Below are 21,782 nucleotides of genomic sequence, written 5' to 3'. Positions count from 1 at the left end.
GAAGTACAATATTTAGATCCCCCAAACATTCCGGTGACTATCCATCCCTTCCGCCGACTGACTGCCAAGCCTCATCGGTTTGGGACACAAATGATGTAGATCCTTGGCTAGCCAGTTTTTCTGCAGGAGAGTCGGAGTATTCATTCCATGTTAAATTATTTAGATACCCTTTATTTTACGCTTAGCACCAATATCTATACAAAAAAAGTCGGACCTACAATAGGCATCCGACTTTCTTAAAATTATTAATATACTTTCAGGATACCCATTATTATTATTGTGAAGTACCTTTTCTAACTTTATCTATTCACGAGCCCGACTTTTTATAGGATAAGCTGGTCTACTCGTAAAATTAGCTCTGCAATTTCTGGCTTACTAATTTGATCTTCTGCACCTACTTGGTCGCCTTTATGGCGAAGATCATCTGTAATTAAGCTTGAGAAAATAATGACAGGAAGCTTTTGGAGATCTGGATGCTCCTTGATTTTTCGCGTTAAATGATGCCCATCCATTTGTGGCATTTCAATGTCCGTCACGACTAATTGAATATGCTCGGATACATCGCTACCAGCTTTAGTGATCGATTCTAAGTACTCATAAGCATCACGACCGTTTTCAAAGAATTCTACATTCTCGTAACCTGCTTCATTCATAGTATCGAATAATAGCTTACGTAATAATGGTGAATCTTCAGCAATTAAAATTCGTTTTTCAGAGCGCTCACGTTTCCCAAGCTTTTTAACAGCTTCTACACTAATACCTGAATCTGGATTAATGTCTACCATAATTCTTTCGAAATCTAGCAATAAAATCATTTGCTCATTTTGCTTAATAACACCAATTACTTGTGATGTTCCTCCTTGATACATATCAGAAGGTTTCTCGATTTGATCCCATGAAATACGATGAATCTGTGTAACGTTATCGACATGGAAGACTACCCGCTGTTTATTAAACTCAGCTACAATATATTTTTGTTGAGGATTACGCTCCGTACTTTGTATGCCTAATACTCGAAGCATATCAACTACTGGTAAAACTTCACCTCGTAATTGAATAATCCCTTCTACATGCGGGTGCGCGTGTGGAATAAATGTTACTGGAATCGGTTGAATAATTTCTTTCACTTTAATAACGTTAATCCCGAATTTATTGTTAGCTACTTCAAATTCAACAATTTCTAGCTCATTTGTGCCACTTTCTAATAATATACCTTTATGTTCCAAAGCAACCCCGCTCCTTTCTTTTCATCTTCTATTTATAATTCAATTGTATCATAGGCAATACATTTCTCCTACTTGCTATTACCATTTTTATCATGAACTTTTAGATGTATCAATAGACCAATTACCGTCATCACTATTAATGTCGATAACGCAACACGACTTGCTAGCGTTCCGTAATCCTTCATCCATAATGTAACCGTTCCATAAACTGCTGGCCCAATAATGGATGATACTTTACCCGAAAATGCAAACATACCAAAAAATTGGCCACGTTTTTCTTCAGGAGACAACTCAATAATATATGTTCTCGATGTTACCCACATGGATCCTAATGATATACCAAATATACTACCAGCAATCCAGAACATCCATTGCTCTGTAGCAAAGACAGCAAATACCAATGCGATAATCATTAAAAGTGCTACCATCGTAATCGCACGTTTAGCTCCGACTGTTTTTGTAATATAGCCAAACACAATCGAGCCAATAATTGTTGATACAGTAGACACTAAATACAGAACGATAAACTGACCTGAAGTAAAGCCTACAATCGTTGTAGCATATACAGCCATCATTGCAATCGTTGTTGCAATAGCATCATTTAAAAAGAAATAAGCAATCATAAAGGTGAAAATCGCTTTATACTGCTTCATATCCTTAAAGGTTTGAATGATTTCTTTATAGCCATCTAGAAACTTAGTAGATTTACGTTGAGCCTTTGGAATTGGATGATCTTTATTAATAAAAAATAATGGCAATGAAAATAATAAATATAAAATAGCAGTTGGAATAAAAGCTCGATGAAAATCACTGTTTCCTACATACAAATAAACAAGTAGCCCAAAGAGTGTGCCTAAATAACCAATTGCTACTCCATAGCCTGAAATAAGTGGCATTTCCTCTTTTGTCCCTAAATCTCCCATCATCGAATCATAGAATACGAGACTTGAATTAAAGAAAAATTTCGCAATGACAAAACTAGCGACAACTAAAAATAAACTAAGTGGGACACCTGAATAATTCGTTGACGTCTGTAGATTCGCAAAAACACCCATAAGAAAGGTAAAAACTATTGATATAGAAGCAAACCAAACGATAAATTTCTTTTTATAGCCTGTATTATCAATCCATACACCAAAAAGTGGAGAAAAAACGACCAGTAAAAAACTTGCAATGGCATTTGCATACGAGATAAAAGTGCTCGCCACCTGCTGCATGACCTCATTCTTTCCTAAAACCTCATCCATATAAAATGGGAAAAATATCGTATTAATATTTGAAGAAAATATTGTATTCGCAAAATCATAAAATGCCCACGATATAATTGGCAGTGATAAATAAAGAGCTAACTGACTACGATGCTGTACATCTATTGCAGAACTTTTTTTCATAAAACCCTCCTCCCCATCCTCTATAATATTAAATTAATTTCTTCCTGCATTAAAAAAGACCCGATATTTAAAGAAAATTAATGTTATTTACAATATACACGCAATTCCACTTGACTAACACTTTAAAATGAACGATTCTTCTCCCCTTTTGTAAACTACAAAAGATTTATATGAATACTCATTAAATGATGACTATGGAACTTAGTGACTTTAGACATCATAAAAAATATCCAAGCCCCCTCGCTTGGATATCCATCGTGCTATTCTTCCGTATTCACCCACACGGAAGACCATTGTTCAATTGCTTTAAGGACTGGTGTCAGTGCATGTCCTTTTTCTGTCAGCTCGTACTCAATCACGACTGGCGTTGATGGCATAACTGTACGTGCCACAATGTGCTCACTCTCTAATTCTTTTAATCTTTCCGTTAACACACGACTGCTAATCCCCAATTGATTTTTAATTGTTGAGTATCGTTGAGGACCTTCCAATAACTGATAAATAAGCAAGGTATTCCAACGATGATTTAATATTTTTAACGCCTTTTCAAATCGTGGACAAATATTTTTTTGCTCCAATTTACCTGCCTCCATAGTATTTCATTCTTATTTAAGAGTATATCATTTTTTCGAAAAAACAGTTTTATAAATAAAATTTAGTTACTTGACAAAAGTTGTTTTTAAAAATAAACTAAGTTACGAAATGTAAGTTAAAAAACAAAAGGAGTTATTAATTATGCAAAATATTGGTTCAACTATTTTACGTGTCGTTCTTGGCTTTACCTTTGCCGTTCATGGTTTTCAAAAGTTTCAAGGTGGTATAAGCTATACAGCTGATTTTTTTAACGCTATTGGTATTCCAGGCTTTATGGCTTATATTGTTGCTATTATCGAACTAGTTGGAGGAATAGCAATTATTTTAGGCATAGGTACAAGACTTTTTGGAGCTTTATTGGCCGTGACAATGATTGTTGCCATTTTTACAGCGAAGCTTAGCGTTGGCTTTATTGGCGCAAATGGCTTAGCCGGATATGAACTAGATTTGGCTTTAGCTGCAATGGCTCTATACTTTGCACTTGCAGGGGCATCTAGCTTTTCTTTAGATGCCAAACTTTTTGTTAAAGAGTAATGCTTCCGCAACTTGCTATTTTCTGTGTGGTAGTGGGCAGCTAGATCAATTTCACATTGGCGTAATTGCGTCCGAAAGCTTTAGGCCAACAGATGTTTTTTGCGCGAAAGCGAAGCGAAAGCGAAAGCGAAGCGAAAGCGAAGCGAAAGCGAAGCGAAAGCGAAGCGAAAGCGGTAAATGTTTTTTGCGCGAAAGCGAAGCGTCAGCGACAGATGTTTTTTGCGCGAAAGCGCGGTGGGAGTCCTCTACTGAATGAAGATATATGAAAAACCGAAGTATCAATCCTTCCAGATGATACTTCAGGTTCCCTTAAATTCTTTTTCAGTTTTCTGTCATGTGAAGCAACTTTTACTATTTATTTATAAGCCTTTAAAAGTGCCTGTGTACCATTTTCACCATAGCCCTCTTCAATAAGCTTTTCATACATTTCATAAGCAAGTGCTAAACCTGGTAATGTAATCCCCATTTTTGTAGATTCATCTAAAGCAATTTTCATGTCTTTCACAAAATGCTTAATATAAAAACCCGGTGCATAATCATTTTTAATCATACGGGGTGCTAAATTACTTAAAGACCAAGAACCTGCTGCACCTGAAGAAATAGATTGCAATACCGTTGATAAATCGAGCCCTGCCTTTAAACCGTAAGCCAGTGACTCGCATACACCAATCATACCTGAAGCAATAACGATCTGATTACACATTTTAGCATGCTGTCCTGCACCAGCTTCACCTTGATAAACAATATTTTCACCGAAATGATTCATGACGGGTAGGACTTTATTGAATGTAGCTCGACTGCCTCCCACCATAATTGATAATGTACCATTTTGAGCACCAATATCTCCACCAGAAACAGGTGCATCTAACGCTTCTACTCCAAGTCTTTGGGCATGTTCAGAAATTTTCTTTGCCAATGTTGGCTCTGAAGTAGTCATATCAATAACAGTATTGCCAGATTCAGCCGTTTGAAATAATCCGTTATCTCCAAAATAAACCTCCTCTACATCTGCAGGGTATCCAACCATTGTAAAGGCTATTTCCTTATTTTTAAATGCTTCTGCTGGTGAACTTGCCCAAGCTGCACCTAGTGCCATAAGTGGCTCTGCTTTCTCCTTTGTACGTGTATAAACGCTTACCTCATGACCATTTTCTAATAAATGCTTGATGATGCTAGCGCCCATAACACCTGTGCCGATAAATGCAATTCGCTCTTTTTCCATATGTAAAATACTCCTTTGTGTTGTAAAAGCTATTGATGGATTCTTTGTACCATTGACAGCCGCCAGAGGCTTTAGGCCAGCACGATGCTGGTCACTCAGGCGTTTTCACAGGATGTGAAGTTCTTAGCCTGAGTTCCTCTTTTCTGCGGATGTTTGGACACCTGCTGAAATAGTTAATTAACCAATCATTAGCTCTTATTTTATCTTTAGTGTAGTTGAATAAGTGCGATAATTCAAACTTCTCTTATTAACTTGTACTAAAAACCTTATGTGCTACATATATACGAGTAAAGCAATTCCGCCTTGGCGTAATTGCGTCCGGAGGCTTTATCTTCCTTCAATAGAATGAAGATAAAAAAAAGAGCAGTTGATGGGGTATCACTGCTCTAAAGGGGGAAATGAGAATGTTGCTGTGTTCAAATTAAGTATCCCCCCATAGAATACTTTTTAAACATTTATTTAAAAGTTTATACTCTGAATATCGGAACATTCTTTCAACCTTTTTGATTTTCTTCTTCTTCAAATGTTGTCTGTCTATAATAAGTATTCATTAACTGATCTAATCTGCGACTCAGTTGAATGGTTTTCGCATTTTGCAACCCGTTTTCTACACCTGAGCGAATCATCATCTCACGAGTTTGTTCCATTTGTTTCAAGAGTAGATTGACCATTCATACAACCCTCCACACACAAATAATCATACCATTATTATACATTTATATTTCATTTCTTACAGCATTAACTTACGACAATGTTCGACAAATTAACTTCTAGGAATTTCCTGATACGTGTAAATAACTCGTCCATTTTGTTTGGCCTCACCTCTAATATGTTTAAATAAAGGATGTTTTACAAGCACTTCTCGAAACTCATAAAATTGTTCCTTTTCTATTTCTATACTGCTTATTTCCCCGTTTTGTAATTGTTTAATCATATTTTCGTATTTTTCCATGTATTCTATCCCTTTCTTTTATCATTTTGTGTAATAAATTATGAATTATTCAAAAAAGGCTTTACGTTTCCCTTTTTTTCATGCAAACTGTATATTATTAGTCGATGAAGGAGCTGACTGTCTGTGAAAATAGCTGAGGTTGGAAATATTATCGAGTTTAAAGATGGCTTACAAGGTATAGTCGAAAAAGTAAATGAAAATTCGGTGATTGTTGATTTAACATATATGGAGAATTTTGATTCCCTTGAAATTGAAGAGAAAACGGTCGTCAACCATAAACGTTACAAAATTTTATATACAAATGAAGCTTAATAGTCTGAATAGTCCCTATTTGTCTTTATAGATGATATGGGACTTTTTTTTTGTTAAAATTAAAGTATGGAGGTTTAATTATGCTTACAAATTCGAAACAAACAATAATATTTCTCCTTTCTTTATTATTCGTTTATGGCATGCTAGCTTTTACCTTTGCTAACCAAGCTGTATTTTGGTACCTATATTCATTTACTTTGCTTGTATGTATTGCAATTGCACTTATGGCTGGTGAAATCGAAGATCAGTTACCTACCTGGCAATTTTTACTCTTCGGTATTGGATACGGTACAATAACATACGGTATTATACGCTTTGGCTATTGGCTTGCACCATTCATTAATGATTCTTTAGTACAAACAGTACAAAATTTCTTAAGAAACTATGGACCACACAATATTTGGCACTATATTTTACTGGTGTTCATTATAGCTATCGGTGAAGAGCTATTTTGGCGAGGCTATATTCAACAACAGTTGAAACGCTTTATGCGCCCTACTTTCGCTGTTATTGTAACAGCGGTTTTATGCGCCATCTCTATTGCACTAAGTGGTTTTATACTTGGTGTAATCGCTGCACTTATAACTGGCCTTATTTGGGGCTTTTTATATGAATGGCGTAAAAGTATGCCACTAATTATTGTAACCCATGTAGTTTTTGTACTATTATTATTTTTAGTGTTACCTTTACCATGATAACATTAAATTTTGGAAACATTTTATCTTTACCAACGTTTAATTAAGAAAAGGAGGGCTTTTCATGCAAAAAATGTTTTTTTCTCTATCTGCATTACTTCTAACAGCCGTTTTAGTCGCAGGATGTACTTCTGATAAAACAGAGGAATCTGATACTCAAAAAAATGAGCCATCAAATACACCGACTGAACAACAACAACAACAACAACCAGCAACTGAGGATAAGGCTGTAGATGAATCGCAAGAAACGCCTGCATCAAACGAAACAAATAAAGACAACACAGACACTTCAGCTAAGACAGAACAAGAAGTTAAATACAAACAAAAAGGCGAAGACAAAACTGAACATGCAACAGAATCTAAAAGTGTTGATCAAGGCTATAAAATGCAACAGCTACCTGGATTTACACTTTCTCCAGAAGAACCAGGTAAAGACATGTTAGTTTCTAATGAAAATTCAGAAGTATTTATGCGTATCGAAACAGTTGATGCATCACAATCAAGTTATGATGATGCAAAGACATCTATGCAAGATCATATGAATGCTGTTGGTGCACCAGTAGCCTTATCTTCTGAGGAACTAGCTGCATTTAAAGATGCTAAAAGCGTTGAGGGTTATGTTGTAGATTTTGATACCGAAAAAGTAGTCGGCGTTGTTTTTGAAAAAGACGGTTTAATTACAAAACTAACGATTCACGATAACGACGAACTAGATTTAACAGATGCTATGCTTAAAATGGCGTCAACTATTTCTAAAAAATAATTTTCAAAAAGACTGTAGACAAACTTGTTTGCTCTACAGTCTTTTTATGTTTTAAAAGCTTGCATTGTGCTAATAGAAACAAAGGTGACGGATAGAACATCAAAATGGGAGGTTCTTACATTAAAAAAAGTTGCCTCAAATGCATTGAGACAACTCTTTTTAATAAGACAGATCCTTTATAGATAGCCCTAATTTTTTTAATAAAGTAATAGCTTGGTCTTTTTCTTCAAGCGACAGCACACTCATCAATTCATGTAATTGACGTTCATGTTCAGGAAATAGTTCTCCCATGAATTCTTCACCTTTATCTGTAATTTCCGCATAGGTAACACGGCGATCTGATGGGCAGGAGACACGTAATAAATATCCTCTTTTTTCAAGCTTGTCAATGACATACGTAATAGACCCACTAGCTAGCAAAATTTTATTGCCAATTTGCTGTAATGGCTGTCTTCCTTTATGATAAAGAAGCTCTAATACAGCAAATTCAGTTGGGTTTAATCCATTCTCTTGAAAAAATTGATGTGTCGTTTCATTAATTGCTTTATGCGCACGTGACAATACAATATATAGTTTTAAAGATTGCTTTAAATCTTCTGACGTCATATCCTTTTCCTCTCAATTCGCTCTCTATACAGCCATTATAGCGATTTTAGAAAAGCATTGTCAAAAGCAATATTTAATTTTGTGCCAAATCATGGTGATTTATGCAACCAGTATGACTCCTTTTATGTTACTAAATAAGCAGAATCTTTCGTGGATACATCCATTTTATCTATCTGGTTGAATGTGTAAATTGGGAATTGTAAGTGGAAGCATGTCCCCTTCTGTAATTCGCTATTCACACCTATTACACCTTCATGCTCTTCAATCACCTTTTTCACGAAAGCAAGGCCTAGTCCTGTCCCTGTTGATTTCGTCGTGTAAAAAGGTTGGAATAAGTTTTGAAGGGTAGTGCTATCCATACCGGCACCTTCGTCTTTAACCATTAGTTCTACAATCGCACAGTCAATCACATTCATTTCTACTGTGATCGTTCCACCATTATTCATGGACTCCATCGCATTTTTAATAAGATTCATGAATACTTGCTTTAAGCGATTCTCATTGCCTCCAATATACACTTGGCTAGAAGGAGAGATATATTGAATCATAATATTTTTCATAAGCGCATCTGGTAGCATAAACTCAATCACTTGCTTCACAATGCTGTCTATCTCTAATAATTCCACCTTCATACTGGTAGGCTTGGACAATACTAAAAGCTCAGATAAAATTTGCTCCATCCTTTGGAGTTCACTATCGATAACAGATAAATACATGCGAGACTCTTCATCAGCTTTTAGCTTTAATAATTCGGTAAAGCCCTTTAAAGAAGTTAATGGATTACGAATCTCATGGGCAATACTCGCGGCCATTTGTCCGACAACATTTAAAGCCTGCTGATGTTCAACTTTATGTTGAAGTTGTTTCTTTTCTGTTTCATCAATAATGACTGTGACAATAATATTGTTATATTCATCAAAAATACTCGATATTTCATAATAGCAAGTTCTGCTAACTTGAGTTTCATCAACTACATGAATGCTTGCATGTTTTTCACCCATCAGTTTAGAAAGGTATGTTGTAATTTGACCATTATTCAACGTAAATGCATCAAATATGTGTTGATGTGCCTTATGAAGAAGCTGTGATTTTTCTATTTTTAAATACATTTCAGCATACTTATTTAGCCCAAGAATTATACCGCTAGCGTCACTTACAATAACAGCATATGGTAAGTAATCATAAGCATTGAAAAATTGTGATCTTTCTTGCTCTTGGCTAACATACAATTCATGAGCTATGTCATTATTTAACGTTGAAATTTGCGCAACAATTTCTTCTGTGTTCGGATCATAAAAACATTTGAAGGACATCATTTCGTATCCATTACTAGCTGTTTGAATATTGAAGATTTCTTCTGATCTCAAATCACTTTGTAATTGTTTGATGAACTTCGCCCAATTTAAATTTGATGGCTCGTCCATAACTAAGTAGCCAATATATGTTGAATTGAGGTTAAAAAGTTTAATAGCAGCCTCATTCATGTTCAAAATTTTTCCTGCTTTATTAAGAATAAGTGTTGGTGACGAAGTACTTTTCATAAGATTTCCAAAACATTGATTAATATCATTTTGCTTCAACTTTCTCACCGAACCTTTCAAAAGAGTAAAAAACCTCTTAATCGAATTTTGAGCCTTTACTATACTTTATGACTGCACGATTCTATTATTACAAAATTTAGTAAATTTAAGTATTTAAAATTATTTCACGAACTGTTCACAAAATAAATAGGTAAAAAGAATTATATTGTATGACGGCTACTTGACTGTTACAATAAGAAATTGAAGGGAAGATTATTGCATGAATACTATTTTAACTACGTTAAACGCAAAGTATATTCACACAAATTTAGCTTTGCGTTATTTAAAAGGTGCTGCTTTACCGGAGTTTAATCCAGTCATTTCAGAATATACAATTAAAGATCCTGCTTTTAATATTGTATCAGATTTGTTTCAAAAAAAACCTGATATTGTAGGATTTAGTTGCTATATTTGGAATATCGAAGAAACCATTCACGTTATCAAAATGTTAAAAACTGTCTGCCCAAATGTTAAAATTTTGCTCGGGGGTCCTGAAGTTTCTTACGATTCCCACCACTGGTTACGCAGAATTGAAGAGGTTGATTTCATTGTTATGGGCGAAGGAGAAACTTCCTTTAAACAATTACTACGCTATTTACATGGAGAAATTCCATTGGAGGATGTTCCAGGGATTTGCTACTTAGAGGATGGTAAAGTACGGATTCACGCACAGGCGCCAAAAATAGATTTGCGTGAGTTGCCAAGTCCATTTCGTTTTGAGGAGGATCTCCCTCATCTAAGTAAACGAATTCAATATATTGAAACAAGTCGGGGCTGTCCATTTAGCTGTCAATTTTGTTTATCTTCTATTGAAGTAGGCGTTCGTTATTTCAACCGAGAAAAAATAAAAGAAGATATTCGATTCTTGATGGACAATGGTGCGCGTACTATTAAGTTTGTTGACCGTACATTTAATATAAGTCGCAGCTATGCTATGGAAATGTTCCAGTTTTTAATCGATGAACATAAGCCAGGGGTTGTATTCCAATTTGAAATTACCGCAGACATTATGCGTCCTGAGGTTATCCAGTTTTTAAATGATAACGCACCAAAAGGTCTTTTCCGTTTTGAAATAGGTGTTCAGTCCACGAATGATTTAACAAATACTCTTGTACAGCGCCGTCAAAACTTTGAAAAACTTACGCGTACAGTGACGATGGTCAAAGATGGTGGAAAGATTGATCAGCATTTAGATTTAATCGCTGGTTTACCAGAGGAAGATTACGCAAGCTTCCGTCAAACATTTAATGATGTTTTCGCAATGCGACCAGAGGAATTACAGCTTGGATTCCTAAAACTTCTGCGTGGTACAGGCCTTCGTCTAGAGGCTGAAAAATTCGGCTATACGTATGTGGACCAATCTCCTTACGAGATTTTCTCAAACAATGTCTTAACATTTGATGATATAGTACGCATTAAACATGCAGAGGATGTACTTGAGAAATATTGGAACGATCACCGTATGGATCATACGATTGAATACTTAGTAACTGAAGTGTTTGAAACACCATTTGATTTCTTCCAAAATTTCGGTACTTATTGGGAAACAAAAGGTTGGTCGCGTATCGGTCATCAGCTCGAGGATTTATTCCGTCGTTTATTAATGTTTTTAGAAACTGTAGAAGGTGCCGATTTAACTATCATTCAAAGCCTAATGCAACTAGACTATTTAACGGCTCAGCAGTTCCAACCACGTAAATTATGGTGGAAAGAGCGCCCTACAGAGGAGCAACAAAAAGCACTTTATAATGCTTTACGTGAAAACCCTGCAATTGCAGGTGAGGAATTCGCCAGCTTCAATCTATCTGAAAAAGAGTTGTTTAAACATACGCTCATTATTCCTCATCACGTCGATTACCAAAATTTCTCAAATGGCAAAATTGTACAAAAAAATGGTTATCTCTTAACTTACTTCCGTCACGGTCAAGCACCATACTTTGCGTCAATCCACTCTATATAATAAGAAACGCTAGTCCATTAATAAATAGTTGGACTAGCGTTTTTGCATTCATAAAAAATTCTTAAATTTCTCAGTAACCTAAAAATGAAACTTAACAATTACTTTTTTAATGCCCTCATTTTCAAGAAAAGCCATACATTCTTATGGTCACCAGATGTGTAAGAAGGCATTACAATTATCCTAAAAAAGTTTAGAACTAAATTCTCAGTACACCAATGTAGGAACCTTGTATATAATACCCATTATTTAGTCATTATACTCAGGAAAAAACAATTTAAAATTTTTTGACAATTGTATGACAATAGCTATTTTTTTCAATTAAGCAATCTAAGTCACTTTTTATAAATAGATTTTCTACTAAGATAACCTTTAAAATCCTTAGTTTCATTTATGGTATTTCAATAAACTTTAGCGTCTTTCGAACTTGCAAACTATAAAGAGATTTACCAATTCCGAATAACAATGCCTCACAAAGAGTTAGATTAAAAAGGAATTACTCTATAAAAATTCATCTAACTAAAAATTACGAAGCCCAGGTACTCAATCAATTAATTTTGAGCCTGGGCTTTTTGAGATGTGTCAGTTACTTAACCAATTATTACACGCTCTTTAGGATAGTGATAGCTAGACTTTTTGCCTCTACCGCCACCACCGAGAGTGTACAGGAAGGAGATTAAACCGACACGACCAACAAACATTAAAATCATAATAATAATTTTACCAATTTCTGATAAATCGGAAGTGATTCCTAAAGACATCCCACAGGTTCCGAATGCTGACGTAATTTCGAAAATTATTTGAATGAGAGTCGCGTTTGGCTCCGTAATGAGTAAAATAATTGTTGCGACTAATACCATAAAGAATGCCAATAAAATGACAACAAACGAGCGGAATACATCAATTAAATGTATTTCACGTCCGAATACTTGAATATCCTCTTTTCCTCGTGAAAAAGTAATTAAGAATAGAATGGCCATCGCAAACGTTGTTGTTCGTATCCCACCACCAACTGAACTTGGTGACGAACCAATAAACATTAAAAAGCTCATAAAAATATCTGTCGCTTCACTGAAAGTTGTTACATCATACGTCGTAAGTCCAGCTGATCGCGTTGAAACAGAATGGAACATCGCTGAAAACAGCGCCTCATGCCAAGGCATTCCCTTAAAGGAATGGAATGATTCAAGCAAAAAAATAACGACAGCCCCTACCACAAATAGAATGGCATATGTAGAGGTTGTTATTTTAGTAAATAAACTAAATCGAAAATTCTCATGGCGATGGAGTAAAAAAGTTTTCACTTCTATCAGCACAGGGAATCCTATAGCACCAAGCACAATGAGCACCATCGTTACCAGTTGAACAAAGTAATCGTTATGAAACGGTAGTAAACTCATCCCTGTAATATCAAAACCACCATTTGTAGTTGCTGAAATGGAGGCAAAGACACCATGAATCAATGCTTCTTCCCAAGTATCGAAATAATTGGTAAAGTGCAAAGTTAAAATAACCGCCCCCACTACTTCAATGCCAATTAAGATTTTCAATATTTCTCGAATTAATTGAACAACCCCTGACAAATTGTATTGGTTATGGTCAATCATTATTAATTGACGCTCGCGCATACCAATTTTTTTCCCAACAAGTAACCAAACAAAGGTACCAAGTGACATAATGCCAATTGCCCCAAGCTGTAAAATAACAAGGACCATCACGAGCCCAAATGTTGTATAACTCTCAGAAATATTGATTGTTGTTAAACCTGTTACACTAACTGCACTTACTGCAGTAAACAAGCTATCTAATAATGAAACTTCCACACCTTCTTGATGTACGCCTGGTAGCCGTAGTAACAGAAAGGAAATCGCTATAGCTATAAAATAATAAGAAACAAGTACCTGAAAAGGCGTTACAAGTCTATTTGATGGTTTTTCCCAGGGCACTTTAACAACTCCTTCTCACATAATGCTAAACCCGATAGATATTAGTATAGGAAAAATACATAAAAAAATAAAGAGGAATAGATACGACTATCCCTCTTACGACTATTCCGTGACATCCGCCGGAGGCTTTAGGCCAAAACGATGTTGGTCACTCAGGCGTTTTCACAGGATGTGAGGTTCTTAGCCTGAGTTCCTTTATTTCAGCGGATGTTGTTTGCTGAAATAAGTTAATTATTTATCTTGATTTTTATGACGTATACCTACAAGATAACCTCCTAGTGCGATGGCTAATAACACAATCCAGAAAGTTAACTCCCATGCAGTAGAATGTGGGAAATCTACAGGTAAAATGCCCACTTTCTCATGTGACAAAGTTAGCACAACAAGCTTAACACCTACCCAACCTACAATTAAAAACGCAGCGGTTTCAAGTGATGGGTAGTCATTTAATATTTTTACAAACCATTGTGCCGCAAATCGCATCATAATGACTCCAATAAATCCACCAAGTAACATGACAATAAATTGACCACCGTTGATGCCACCAACCTCAAAGTGACCTACCTCAGGTAAAGTTACAGCAATGGCAACTGCAGCAAGCATAGAATCGATAGCAAATGCAATATCCGCAGCTTCCACCTTAAGAACTGTCATCCAAAAACCAGAGCCCTTTTTCTTAACCTTTTCATTAGACTCCTCTGTTGAATCCTTTTTATAATGCAAATCATATATATTTTTGGCAGACATAAATAATAAATAAGCTGCTCCCAACGCTTGGATTTGCCAATAATTCACTAATATTGTGATAACAAAGAGTGCTGCGAATCGGAATATTAACGCTCCGAATAATCCATAAAATAACGCCTTTTTTTGTTGCTCTTGTGGTAAATGCTTCACCATCACAGCCATTACAACCGCATTATCTGCTGCTAATAGCCCTTCTAATACTACAAGTACAATAAGCACCCAACCGTATTGTAAAAAAATTGATTCCATTCAAGTGCCTCCCTCTAAAGCTCTGTATACTCAAAATAGTTTTTACTATTCGAGTACAAAAGAAAAGACCTCTGCCCTTTTAAAAAGGCAAAGGTCTCGCTAAGCAAATAAATACCTGACACTTCATGATCAGTACTTCTCTCTATTACTAGTAACTAAATACCCTAGCATAGAGTTATTCGCCTATCACACCCGATGGTAAAAACCATGTCATGACGAATGTGAATCCAGATACATCGCTCGTATCAGTTAGCTACTCCCCTTTGACAAAACGTCGAAGGATTTTCTTCTGTAAACTTATTATAGCACTATCATTTAAGGCTGGCAAAGTTTCTCTCCATTAATTCGTTAGTTTCACTGTATCCCCATTAACGGACAGTTTAACGCCCACTTTATATGAAAATGAGGATGCCATAAATGCCTATAGGTTCAACTATGAATCAATGTTTCATTGAGTGAAGTTTCACTTTATCTCAATTTGATAAATTTTATCTTCTTTATGCGCTAAATAGAAATCAATCATCCTAGGCATAGTCTGTATAAAATCGGGACATATAATACCTCCCTTTTTCAAAATCGCAACAGCTTCTGATGTATCGAACTTCGCATTCCAAGTTAAATAATCTAAAGATTCTTGCTCAACACCTAGATTTTTCCGAATAAGTGGCACTTGTAAAGATACTCTTGCCAGTGTTAACGGTAATCGTCCCTTAGGATAGCGGTTAGTTAATAATTTTACCATCGTCCGGTATACTTCCTGCATAGGATGTGGATTTGGATCCGTTAGATGCAAAGTTTTCCCTTCAGCACATTTTTCATCTACTAAATAAGTCGAGGCGTTTACAATATAATCTACTGGAACTACATTGATCGTTGATTGCGATTGACCAATATACGGAATAAATGGAAGACACTTTAATTTATCTACCATATTTAAAAAGAAATAAGGTCCATCGAATTTAACTGTCTCTCCTGTTTCAGAATGGCCTCGGACTATGCCAGGTCGAATAATTGTCAGTGGTAATTCTGCTTTTAAATCCTCTACTAGTTGCTCAGCTTCATATTTTGTTTCCTCATAATAGTTTTTAAATGCAGAAGGGCGAATTAGTTCGTTTTCACGTAAAACGCCTTCACGTGCACCTGCCACATACGCTGTACTAAAATACATATAGCGTCTTAAGTTTGGAAGCGTTCGAACAAATTCATTGACCATATTCGTACCATGCACATTTACCTTCCACGCTATATCGCGTGGTACTGCTAAATCATAAATTGCAGCTAAATGCCAAAGCACCTCAATTTGAGATACAATTTCCTGTCCAACTTGATTTTCTAGACCAAGATTCGGTAATGTAATATCTCCCTCTACAATACGAATAGAACCGTTAGGAAACTCCGCTAATATATTATCTTTTTCTATATTTGCCTTTATTAATTCACCAGCTAAAGCAATTGCAATTACTTCCTGAGATTGATTTTTTCGAAATAATTCGCGTATTAACTGACCCGAAATAAACCCTGGAAAACCTGTAAAAAAATGAACTCCCATCTCTCATTCCCCCTGAACTTACCGCATCTTCCTAGTTTCTTTATCCAATCAATTATGCCTCGGCATAATTGCGTCCGGAATCGGCTTTGTGCTTGCACAAAGAACTCCTTTCCTATTCCGTGACATCCGCCGGAGGCTTTAACTTCTATCAGTAGAAGTTAAGCTGTAAACAACTGGTACAATATATAATGTCAGCAAAGTTGATGTCACAAGTCCTCCGATTACTGCAATCCCCATAGGTTGATTCATCTCTGTTCCTTCTCCAATGCCAAGAGCAAGTGGCAATAATCCTAAAATTGTTGTTAATGCAGTCATTAAAATTGGTCGAATTCGATCCTGTGTAGCAAGTAAAATCGCATCGTACGTTGCCATTCCACTGGCCTTTTGTTGATTAATGTAATCTACAAGTACAATCCCATTATTCACGACAATTCCAACTAATATTAAAATCCCTATAATAGATGTCACACCAATTAGCGTGTTCGTAATAAACATCGCAATTACGACGCCTATAACCATTAACGGTACCGTAAACATGATAACGAATGGATATTTGAATGATTCGAATTGTGCAGCCATCACGATATACACAAGCACTATTGCTAGTACGACTGCTAAAAGCATATCTTTAATCGCACTATCATAAAGCTCACGATCTCCACTAAAGACAACTTGAGTTTCGGATGGTAAATCAGCTTTTTCCAATGCTCGATCCACTTTAGCTGAAATACCTCCTAAGGATTCCTCCGTTTCATAATCGACAAAAAATGCAACAGCTGCAACCTGATCAGAACGTCTAATCGATACAGGCCCTTCCTTTACAGAAACAGTCGCAATATCCTCTAGTTTTACAAATAAACCAGCAGGTGAACGAAGCTGCATCGATTTTAAGGATTCGATACTATCATTAAACACTTGTCCAAAGCCTGTATAGACAGGTAATACTGCACCATCCTCTGCAATTATTTGCGTAGTTAGTTGTCCCTTTGTCATTTGATTGACCGTTTGAGCAATTTGTGCGGGTACAAATCCGTAGTCCTTCGCCTTTTCTCGGTCTACTTCTACTTGAATTTCTTTTACAACGTTATCTAAATCCGTAGTTACTTTTGTGACGGCATTTACTTTTAATAGCTCCTGCTGCACTTTATCAACAGAGCTATGAAGTCGTTGCTCATCAGAGTCAGTTAACCTAAACGTTAATGTATTCGGTGAAGAGCCAGTTGACGTTGAGGCACTGAAGGCGATTTCAGCTTGTTCGCCAAGCTCCGCACGCAAATCTCGCTCAACCTCTTCTACAAACTCGAAAATTGAACGGTCCCTATCTGCTAAAGGGACAAGCTTTACATATAGCTCTGCTTGGTTTGCACTTGTCTGTCCTCGCGCTTGTGTCTGCTGTGTACCACCGATAAAGCTAACATATACGTCAACATCTTTCTCCTGTTTTAAGCGTTCTTCAATTTTCGCCACAACTTTTTCTGTTTCTGATTGTGCTACACCTTTTTCAAGATTCACACTAATGGATGTAAATCCTTCATCGGTTGGCGGTAAAAACTCTGTGCCAATTTTCGTAAGTCCAAACAACGCAAGTCCAAAACAAACAACGGCTGAGATAAGGACAAGCATACGGTGACGCAGTACCCAAATAACCGATGATTTGTAGCTCTTGTAGAAAAGTGACTCATTATGTTTTTCGTAAATATTTGTAGATGTCATTTTCAAAAAACGACTTGCCAGCATTGGGACAACTGTTAACGCAACGACTAAAGAAGCAATTAGGCTAAATGAAATAGTTAATGCAAACTCTGTAAAGATTTGTCCTATTAAACCTTCAATAAACATGACAGGAATGAATACTGCAATAGTTGTGAGAGTGGAAGCCGTAATCGCAAGTGCCACTTCCTTTGTCCCTTCCGTAGCTGCTACTATCGGATCCTTACCAAGACCTAAATGTCGTTCAATATTTTCAATAACAACGATCGCATTATCAACAAGCATACCGATGCCAAGTGCTAACGCTCCTAATGTCATAATATTGAGCGAGAAATTTGCAAAAAACATTAAAACAAATGTAACAATAACTGAATATGGAATCGCAATTCCAATGATAATAGGGCTTTTCACACTACGCAGAAAGACGAATAGCACGAACATTGCGAATAACCCACCTAAAAGTAAAGAAGATCCAATATTGCTAATCGCTAAATCCACATAATTACCTTGATCCACTAGCACATCCGCAACGATTCCTTCATATTCCTTCTTCGTTAATAGGTCATTTAAAGCTTCTTTAAAAGCCTTTGATACTTCTGCCGTATTTGCACCCGATTCCTGTAATACAGACATTAAAACTGCAGGATGCTCATTTGCTCTTGTTGTAGTTATGGATTTCTGCTCCACGCGCTCAACAGTCGCTACTTCTCCAACCGTTAAAGCTTTACCATCTATTGGATTTACTGAAATAATTAAATCAGCAATGCTTTCTGGCGAATTTAATGTACTAACAATACGAGTAGTTAACATTTTCCCATCAGCTGTTAACACTGGTTCACCAGGAAGAGAAACATTATTCGATTGAATAATTTGAATAATATCCGCTTGGGTTATTCCTTTCTCAACTAGCTTCGACTCATCTAAAGTTATTTGAACTTCTTCTATAAGCTTACCGGAAACATTTACACTTGCGACACCAGCTGTTCGACGAAGTTCTTTTTCTAAGGCTTCTGCGAGTAATCGCACGTCTACATTGTCATTTTCCGCACGTAGGGAAAGCTGTATTATAGGAAATTGTGATGGATCAAATTTTAAAAAACTAGGTTTCTCAGCATCATTTGGTAAAGGGGTCATATCGATTCGTTGTAATATATCGAGCTGAACATCTTCAATATTGGTTGCCCAATCAAACTCGAGAATAATTAAATTGGATCCTTCTTGCGAGGTAGACTGTAATTTTTTTATCCCTGGCAAGGTTGAAAGTGATGTTTCTAATGGCTTCGTTATTTTCTCATTAACCTCTGTAGGGCTTGCACCAGGATAAGAGGTAACGACGACACCTATTGGTGGACTTAACTCTGGAATAAGTGTAATCGGTATTTTTAATAATGACACGCCACCTAAAATAATGACCAATAACATCGTAACGATTGTAAAAACAGGCTTTTTAATAGAAAAATTACTAATGTTCACTTTTTACATGCTCCTTTTCTTTCTCGTCCTTTCTATGATAGCCGAAAAGGAGAATATTTTATAAATTTGGTAATTACCATAACGTGTGGTTGATTTCCGTTCCGACTGGACGCTTTGTTGCTGTCGCTTCGCTTTCGCACAGATAAAACATTTGCCGCTGACGCTTCGCTTTCGCGCAGAGCAGAGCTTCCTGGGGGCGTCCGATGAGCCGCTTTTGTTGTTGCTGACGCTTCGCTTTCGCACAGATAAAACATTTGCTGCCGCTACGTTAGCACTACGCTTTCGCACAGAAAACATCCGCTTCGCTCCAGGGTCTCGGGCCAACAGATGTTTTTTGCGCGAAAGCGTAGCGGCAGCAGCACCGATGTTGGTCACGAAGGCGTTATCACAGGATGTGATGCTCTTAGTCTTCGTTCCTCTATCGCTAATCCCCAAGGAGTCGCCCAGTCGGAACGAAGATCAACTTATATACATAGCAACCGCTTTAACAAATGCTATCCCAACGTTTAGTGATGAGTCTATATATTTGTAAACAATCAGATTCGAATTTCCCAATACTGTATATATTCTACATATAGCGCCAATTTTCCTTGTAAAAAAACACGAATCGCACATGTCGATTCGTGTTTTTTCTTATAAAAGGCTATATAGTTTAATGTTTTCGTTTTTATCAGCAAACCAACGCATGGCAAATTCGTTTTCAAATAAGAAAACAAGATTATCAAAACGGTCTTTAACAAGCATTGAACGCCCCGAAGACATTGATTCTTTAACATCCTCTTCATTTTCAATCCAGCGTGCAATTTTTGAACCAATTGGCTCCATCCTCACTTCAACATTATATTCATTTTTCATACGATGCTCAAAAACTTCAAATTGTAATTGACCAACTGCTCCAAGAATAACTTCTTCTGTATGCAATGTTTTATAATATTGAATAGCGCCTTCTTGCACTAATTGTAAAATCCCTTTATGGAATTGCTTAGATTTCATTACGTTTTTCGCAGTTACACGAACGAATAGCTCTGGCGTGAACTGTGGCAATTTTTCAAATTGGAATGTCTTTTTACCACCTACAACTGTGTCACCAATTTGATAAGTACCTGTGTCATATAAACCGATGATATCACCAGCAACAGCTTCATCTACAGTTTCACGGTCATCAGCAAGGAATTGTGTTGATTGTGTCACTTTGAATGATTTACCTGTACGAGATAAAGTCATGTTCATGCCACGCTCAAATTTACCAGATACGATACGTACAAAGGCAATACGGTCACGGTGAGCAGGATTCATATTCGCCTGAATTTTAAAGATGAAACCTGAAAACTCCCCATGCTCAACTGGATCAATAAATTGTTCATCCTCAGTAATACGAGGCTGTGGTGTTGGTGCAAATTGTAAATATGTTTCTAGGAATGTTTGCACACCAAAGTTTGTTAAAGCTGAACCGAAGAAAACAGGTGTTAATTCACCACGACGAATTTTTTCTTCAGAATACGCATTACCCGCTTCGTCGAGTAACATTATGTCGTCCATCGCTTGTGAATAATAAGAAGTCACTTTCATTGGGTGCTCGATTGCAAGTTCCCCATTATCATCAATTGGCAAGAAGCGTTCTTCTTCTTCCGTACGGAATTGCTCGATACGTTTATTGTAACGATCATAAATACCTAAAAACTCTTTACCCATACCAATTGGCCAGTTCATTGGGTATGCGTTAATGCCAAGTACTTCCTCAAGCTCTTCAATCAGCTCAAGTGGCTCTTTCCCTTGACGGTCTAGTTTATTGATAAAAGTAAAAATCGGAATACCACGCATTTTACAAACTTTGAACAGTTTTAAAGTTTGTGCTTCAATACCTTTAGCGGCATCGACAACCATGACAGCACTATCTACAGCCATTAATGTACGATACGTATCCTCCGAGAAATCTTGGTGACCAGGTGTGTCCAAAATATTGACACGTGATCCGTTATAATCGAATTGCATAACTGAAGAAGTTACAGAAATCCCACGTTGCTTTTCAATTTCCATCCAGTCAGAAGTTGCAAACTTACCTGTTTTTTTCCCTTTTACTGTACCGGCATCACGAATCGCGCCACCAAATAGTAAAAGCTTTTCTGTAATCGTCGTTTTCCCAGCATCAGGGTGACTGATAATGGCAAAAGTTCGACGTGATAATATATCTTGTTCTAAATTTGAATTCATCTCGTCATTCTCCTTTTTTCATACTTAATAATAATAAAAGAAGACTCGCCTTTCGCACAACCTTT

20 protein-coding genes are annotated in these 21,782 nt (G+C 36.5%); 6 read left to right on the top strand and 14 right to left on the bottom strand.

Annotated elements, in window-relative coordinates; all coding sequences use genetic code 11:
• Nucleotides 1-323 precede the first annotated feature (323 nt).
• From ACVWXS_RS03450 to ACVWXS_RS03440, 3 genes are all read right to left on the bottom strand, one after another.
• On the bottom strand, nt 324-1,226 hold the full coding sequence (locus ACVWXS_RS03450) for a chemotaxis protein (RefSeq protein WP_068983357.1): 903 nt from the start codon (nt 1,224-1,226) through the stop codon (nt 324-326).
• 68 nt (nt 1,227-1,294) lie between these two features.
• Nucleotides 1,295-2,617, bottom strand: coding sequence for an MFS transporter (locus tag ACVWXS_RS03445; RefSeq protein WP_456956063.1), 1,323 nt, complete (start codon nt 2,615-2,617; stop codon nt 1,295-1,297).
• A gap of 260 nt (nt 2,618-2,877) precedes the next feature.
• Nucleotides 2,878-3,195, bottom strand: a complete 318-nt coding sequence (locus ACVWXS_RS03440) for a winged helix-turn-helix transcriptional regulator (RefSeq protein ID WP_456956061.1) — start codon at nt 3,193-3,195, stop codon at nt 2,878-2,880.
• A 157-nt stretch (nt 3,196-3,352) separates the two neighbouring features.
• Here ACVWXS_RS03440 and ACVWXS_RS03435 point away from each other — a divergent pair, with 157 nt between their 5' ends.
• Entirely contained in the window at nt 3,353-3,745 is a 393-nt protein-coding gene (locus ACVWXS_RS03435) for a DoxX family protein (protein ID WP_456956059.1), read from the top strand.
• Entirely contained in the window at nt 3,732-4,001 is a 270-nt protein-coding gene (locus ACVWXS_RS03430; protein WP_456956057.1) for a hypothetical protein, read from the top strand. The genes ACVWXS_RS03435 and ACVWXS_RS03430 overlap by 14 nt, the downstream gene beginning before the upstream one ends.
• A gap of 99 nt (nt 4,002-4,100) precedes the next feature.
• Here ACVWXS_RS03430 and ACVWXS_RS03425 read toward each other — a convergent pair whose 3' ends face one another.
• The 3 genes from ACVWXS_RS03425 to ACVWXS_RS03415 form a co-directional block, all read right to left on the bottom strand.
• Nucleotides 4,101-4,967, bottom strand: a complete 867-nt coding sequence (locus tag ACVWXS_RS03425) for an NAD(P)-dependent oxidoreductase (RefSeq protein ID WP_427418594.1) — start codon at nt 4,965-4,967, stop codon at nt 4,101-4,103.
• Between the two features lie 494 nt (nt 4,968-5,461).
• Nucleotides 5,462-5,638: a Spo0E family sporulation regulatory protein-aspartic acid phosphatase gene (locus ACVWXS_RS03420; protein ID WP_368636917.1), complete on the bottom strand. Its 177-nt coding sequence runs from the start codon at nt 5,636-5,638 to the stop codon at nt 5,462-5,464.
• A 92-nt stretch (nt 5,639-5,730) separates the two neighbouring features.
• A complete protein-coding gene (locus ACVWXS_RS03415; protein WP_068983362.1) occupies nt 5,731-5,919 on the bottom strand; it encodes a hypothetical protein in 189 nt (62 codons plus the stop codon).
• Between the two features lie 123 nt (nt 5,920-6,042).
• On the opposite strand from ACVWXS_RS03415, the gene ACVWXS_RS03410 reads away from it, so the two are divergent.
• The 3 genes from ACVWXS_RS03410 (at nt 6,043) to ACVWXS_RS03400 (ending at nt 7,689) form a co-directional block, all read left to right on the top strand.
• Nucleotides 6,043-6,231, top strand: a complete 189-nt coding sequence (locus ACVWXS_RS03410; RefSeq protein ID WP_053483503.1) for a YkvS family protein — start codon at nt 6,043-6,045, stop codon at nt 6,229-6,231.
• 80 nt (nt 6,232-6,311) lie between these two features.
• Nucleotides 6,312-6,926 (top strand): CPBP family intramembrane glutamic endopeptidase, encoded by a 615-nt coding sequence (locus ACVWXS_RS03405; RefSeq protein WP_374963670.1) that lies wholly within the window; start codon nt 6,312-6,314, stop codon nt 6,924-6,926.
• A gap of 64 nt (nt 6,927-6,990) precedes the next feature.
• Nucleotides 6,991-7,689 carry a hypothetical protein gene (locus tag ACVWXS_RS03400; protein ID WP_456956053.1) on the top strand — a complete coding sequence of 233 codons (699 nt, stop codon included), beginning with the start codon at nt 6,991-6,993 and terminating at the stop codon, nt 7,687-7,689.
• Nucleotides 7,690-7,848: 159 nt separating this feature from the next.
• Here ACVWXS_RS03400 and ACVWXS_RS03395 read toward each other — a convergent pair whose 3' ends face one another.
• Together ACVWXS_RS03395 and ACVWXS_RS03390 are read right to left on the bottom strand one after the other, a co-directional pair.
• Nucleotides 7,849-8,295: a MarR family winged helix-turn-helix transcriptional regulator gene (locus tag ACVWXS_RS03395; RefSeq protein ID WP_068983365.1), complete on the bottom strand. Its 447-nt coding sequence runs from the start codon at nt 8,293-8,295 to the stop codon at nt 7,849-7,851.
• Between the two features lie 122 nt (nt 8,296-8,417).
• Complete coding sequence (locus ACVWXS_RS03390; protein WP_456956164.1) at nt 8,418-9,779, bottom strand: ATP-binding protein; 1,362 nt, start codon at nt 9,777-9,779, stop codon at nt 8,418-8,420.
• A gap of 316 nt (nt 9,780-10,095) precedes the next feature.
• Between ACVWXS_RS03390 and ACVWXS_RS03385 the strand changes: the two genes are divergently transcribed.
• On the top strand, nt 10,096-11,835 hold the full coding sequence (locus ACVWXS_RS03385; protein WP_456956051.1) for a B12-binding domain-containing radical SAM protein: 1,740 nt from the start codon (nt 10,096-10,098) through the stop codon (nt 11,833-11,835).
• 587 nt (nt 11,836-12,422) lie between these two features.
• Here ACVWXS_RS03385 and ACVWXS_RS03380 read toward each other — a convergent pair.
• The 6 genes from ACVWXS_RS03380 to ACVWXS_RS03355 form a co-directional block, all read right to left on the bottom strand.
• Nucleotides 12,423-13,778: a TrkH family potassium uptake protein gene (locus tag ACVWXS_RS03380; RefSeq protein WP_456956049.1), complete on the bottom strand. Its 1,356-nt coding sequence runs from the start codon at nt 13,776-13,778 to the stop codon at nt 12,423-12,425.
• A gap of 231 nt (nt 13,779-14,009) precedes the next feature.
• Nucleotides 14,010-14,774 carry a TerC family protein gene (locus ACVWXS_RS03375; RefSeq protein WP_374963674.1) on the bottom strand — a complete coding sequence of 255 codons (765 nt, stop codon included), beginning with the start codon at nt 14,772-14,774 and terminating at the stop codon, nt 14,010-14,012.
• A 463-nt stretch (nt 14,775-15,237) separates the two neighbouring features.
• Nucleotides 15,238-16,323, bottom strand: a complete 1,086-nt coding sequence (locus tag ACVWXS_RS03370) for an SDR family oxidoreductase (RefSeq protein WP_456956047.1) — start codon at nt 16,321-16,323, stop codon at nt 15,238-15,240.
• A gap of 138 nt (nt 16,324-16,461) precedes the next feature.
• Entirely contained in the window at nt 16,462-19,506 is a 3,045-nt protein-coding gene (locus ACVWXS_RS03365; protein WP_456956045.1) for an efflux RND transporter permease subunit, read from the bottom strand.
• Between the two features lie 3 nt (nt 19,507-19,509).
• Nucleotides 19,510-19,941, bottom strand: a complete 432-nt coding sequence (locus ACVWXS_RS03360; protein WP_456956043.1) for a hypothetical protein — start codon at nt 19,939-19,941, stop codon at nt 19,510-19,512.
• 198 nt (nt 19,942-20,139) lie between these two features.
• Complete coding sequence (locus ACVWXS_RS03355) at nt 20,140-21,717, bottom strand: peptide chain release factor 3 (protein ID WP_368636927.1); 1,578 nt, start codon at nt 21,715-21,717, stop codon at nt 20,140-20,142.
• Nucleotides 21,718-21,782 lie beyond the last annotated feature (65 nt).

The organism is Lysinibacillus sp. TE18511 (assembly GCF_054062295.1).
This window is presented reverse-complemented; position numbering and strand designations above follow the sequence as displayed.

Coding starts and splice junctions, on each gene's coding strand:
- ACVWXS_RS03355 (WP_368636927.1), bottom strand. CDS start 21,717: ATGAATTCAAATTTAGAACAAGATATATTATCACGTCGAACTTTTGCC.
- ACVWXS_RS03400 (WP_456956053.1), top strand. CDS start 6,991: ATGCAAAAAATGTTTTTTTCTCTATCTGCATTACTTCTAACAGCCGTT.
- ACVWXS_RS03390 (WP_456956164.1), bottom strand. CDS start 9,779: ATGAATGAGGCTGCTATTAAACTTTTTAACCTCAATTCAACATATATT.
- ACVWXS_RS03405 (WP_374963670.1), top strand. CDS start 6,312: ATGCTTACAAATTCGAAACAAACAATAATATTTCTCCTTTCTTTATTA.
- ACVWXS_RS03385 (WP_456956051.1), top strand. CDS start 10,096: ATGAATACTATTTTAACTACGTTAAACGCAAAGTATATTCACACAAAT.
- ACVWXS_RS03445 (WP_456956063.1), bottom strand. CDS start 2,617: ATGAAAAAAAGTTCTGCAATAGATGTACAGCATCGTAGTCAGTTAGCT.
- ACVWXS_RS03425 (WP_427418594.1), bottom strand. CDS start 4,967: ATGGAAAAAGAGCGAATTGCATTTATCGGCACAGGTGTTATGGGCGCT.
- ACVWXS_RS03420 (WP_368636917.1), bottom strand. CDS start 5,638: ATGGTCAATCTACTCTTGAAACAAATGGAACAAACTCGTGAGATGATG.
- ACVWXS_RS03370 (WP_456956047.1), bottom strand. CDS start 16,323: ATGGGAGTTCATTTTTTTACAGGTTTTCCAGGGTTTATTTCGGGTCAG.
- ACVWXS_RS03375 (WP_374963674.1), bottom strand. CDS start 14,774: ATGGAATCAATTTTTTTACAATACGGTTGGGTGCTTATTGTACTTGTA.
- ACVWXS_RS03395 (WP_068983365.1), bottom strand. CDS start 8,295: ATGACGTCAGAAGATTTAAAGCAATCTTTAAAACTATATATTGTATTG.
- ACVWXS_RS03435 (WP_456956059.1), top strand. CDS start 3,353: ATGCAAAATATTGGTTCAACTATTTTACGTGTCGTTCTTGGCTTTACC.
- ACVWXS_RS03415 (WP_068983362.1), bottom strand. CDS start 5,919: ATGGAAAAATACGAAAATATGATTAAACAATTACAAAACGGGGAAATA.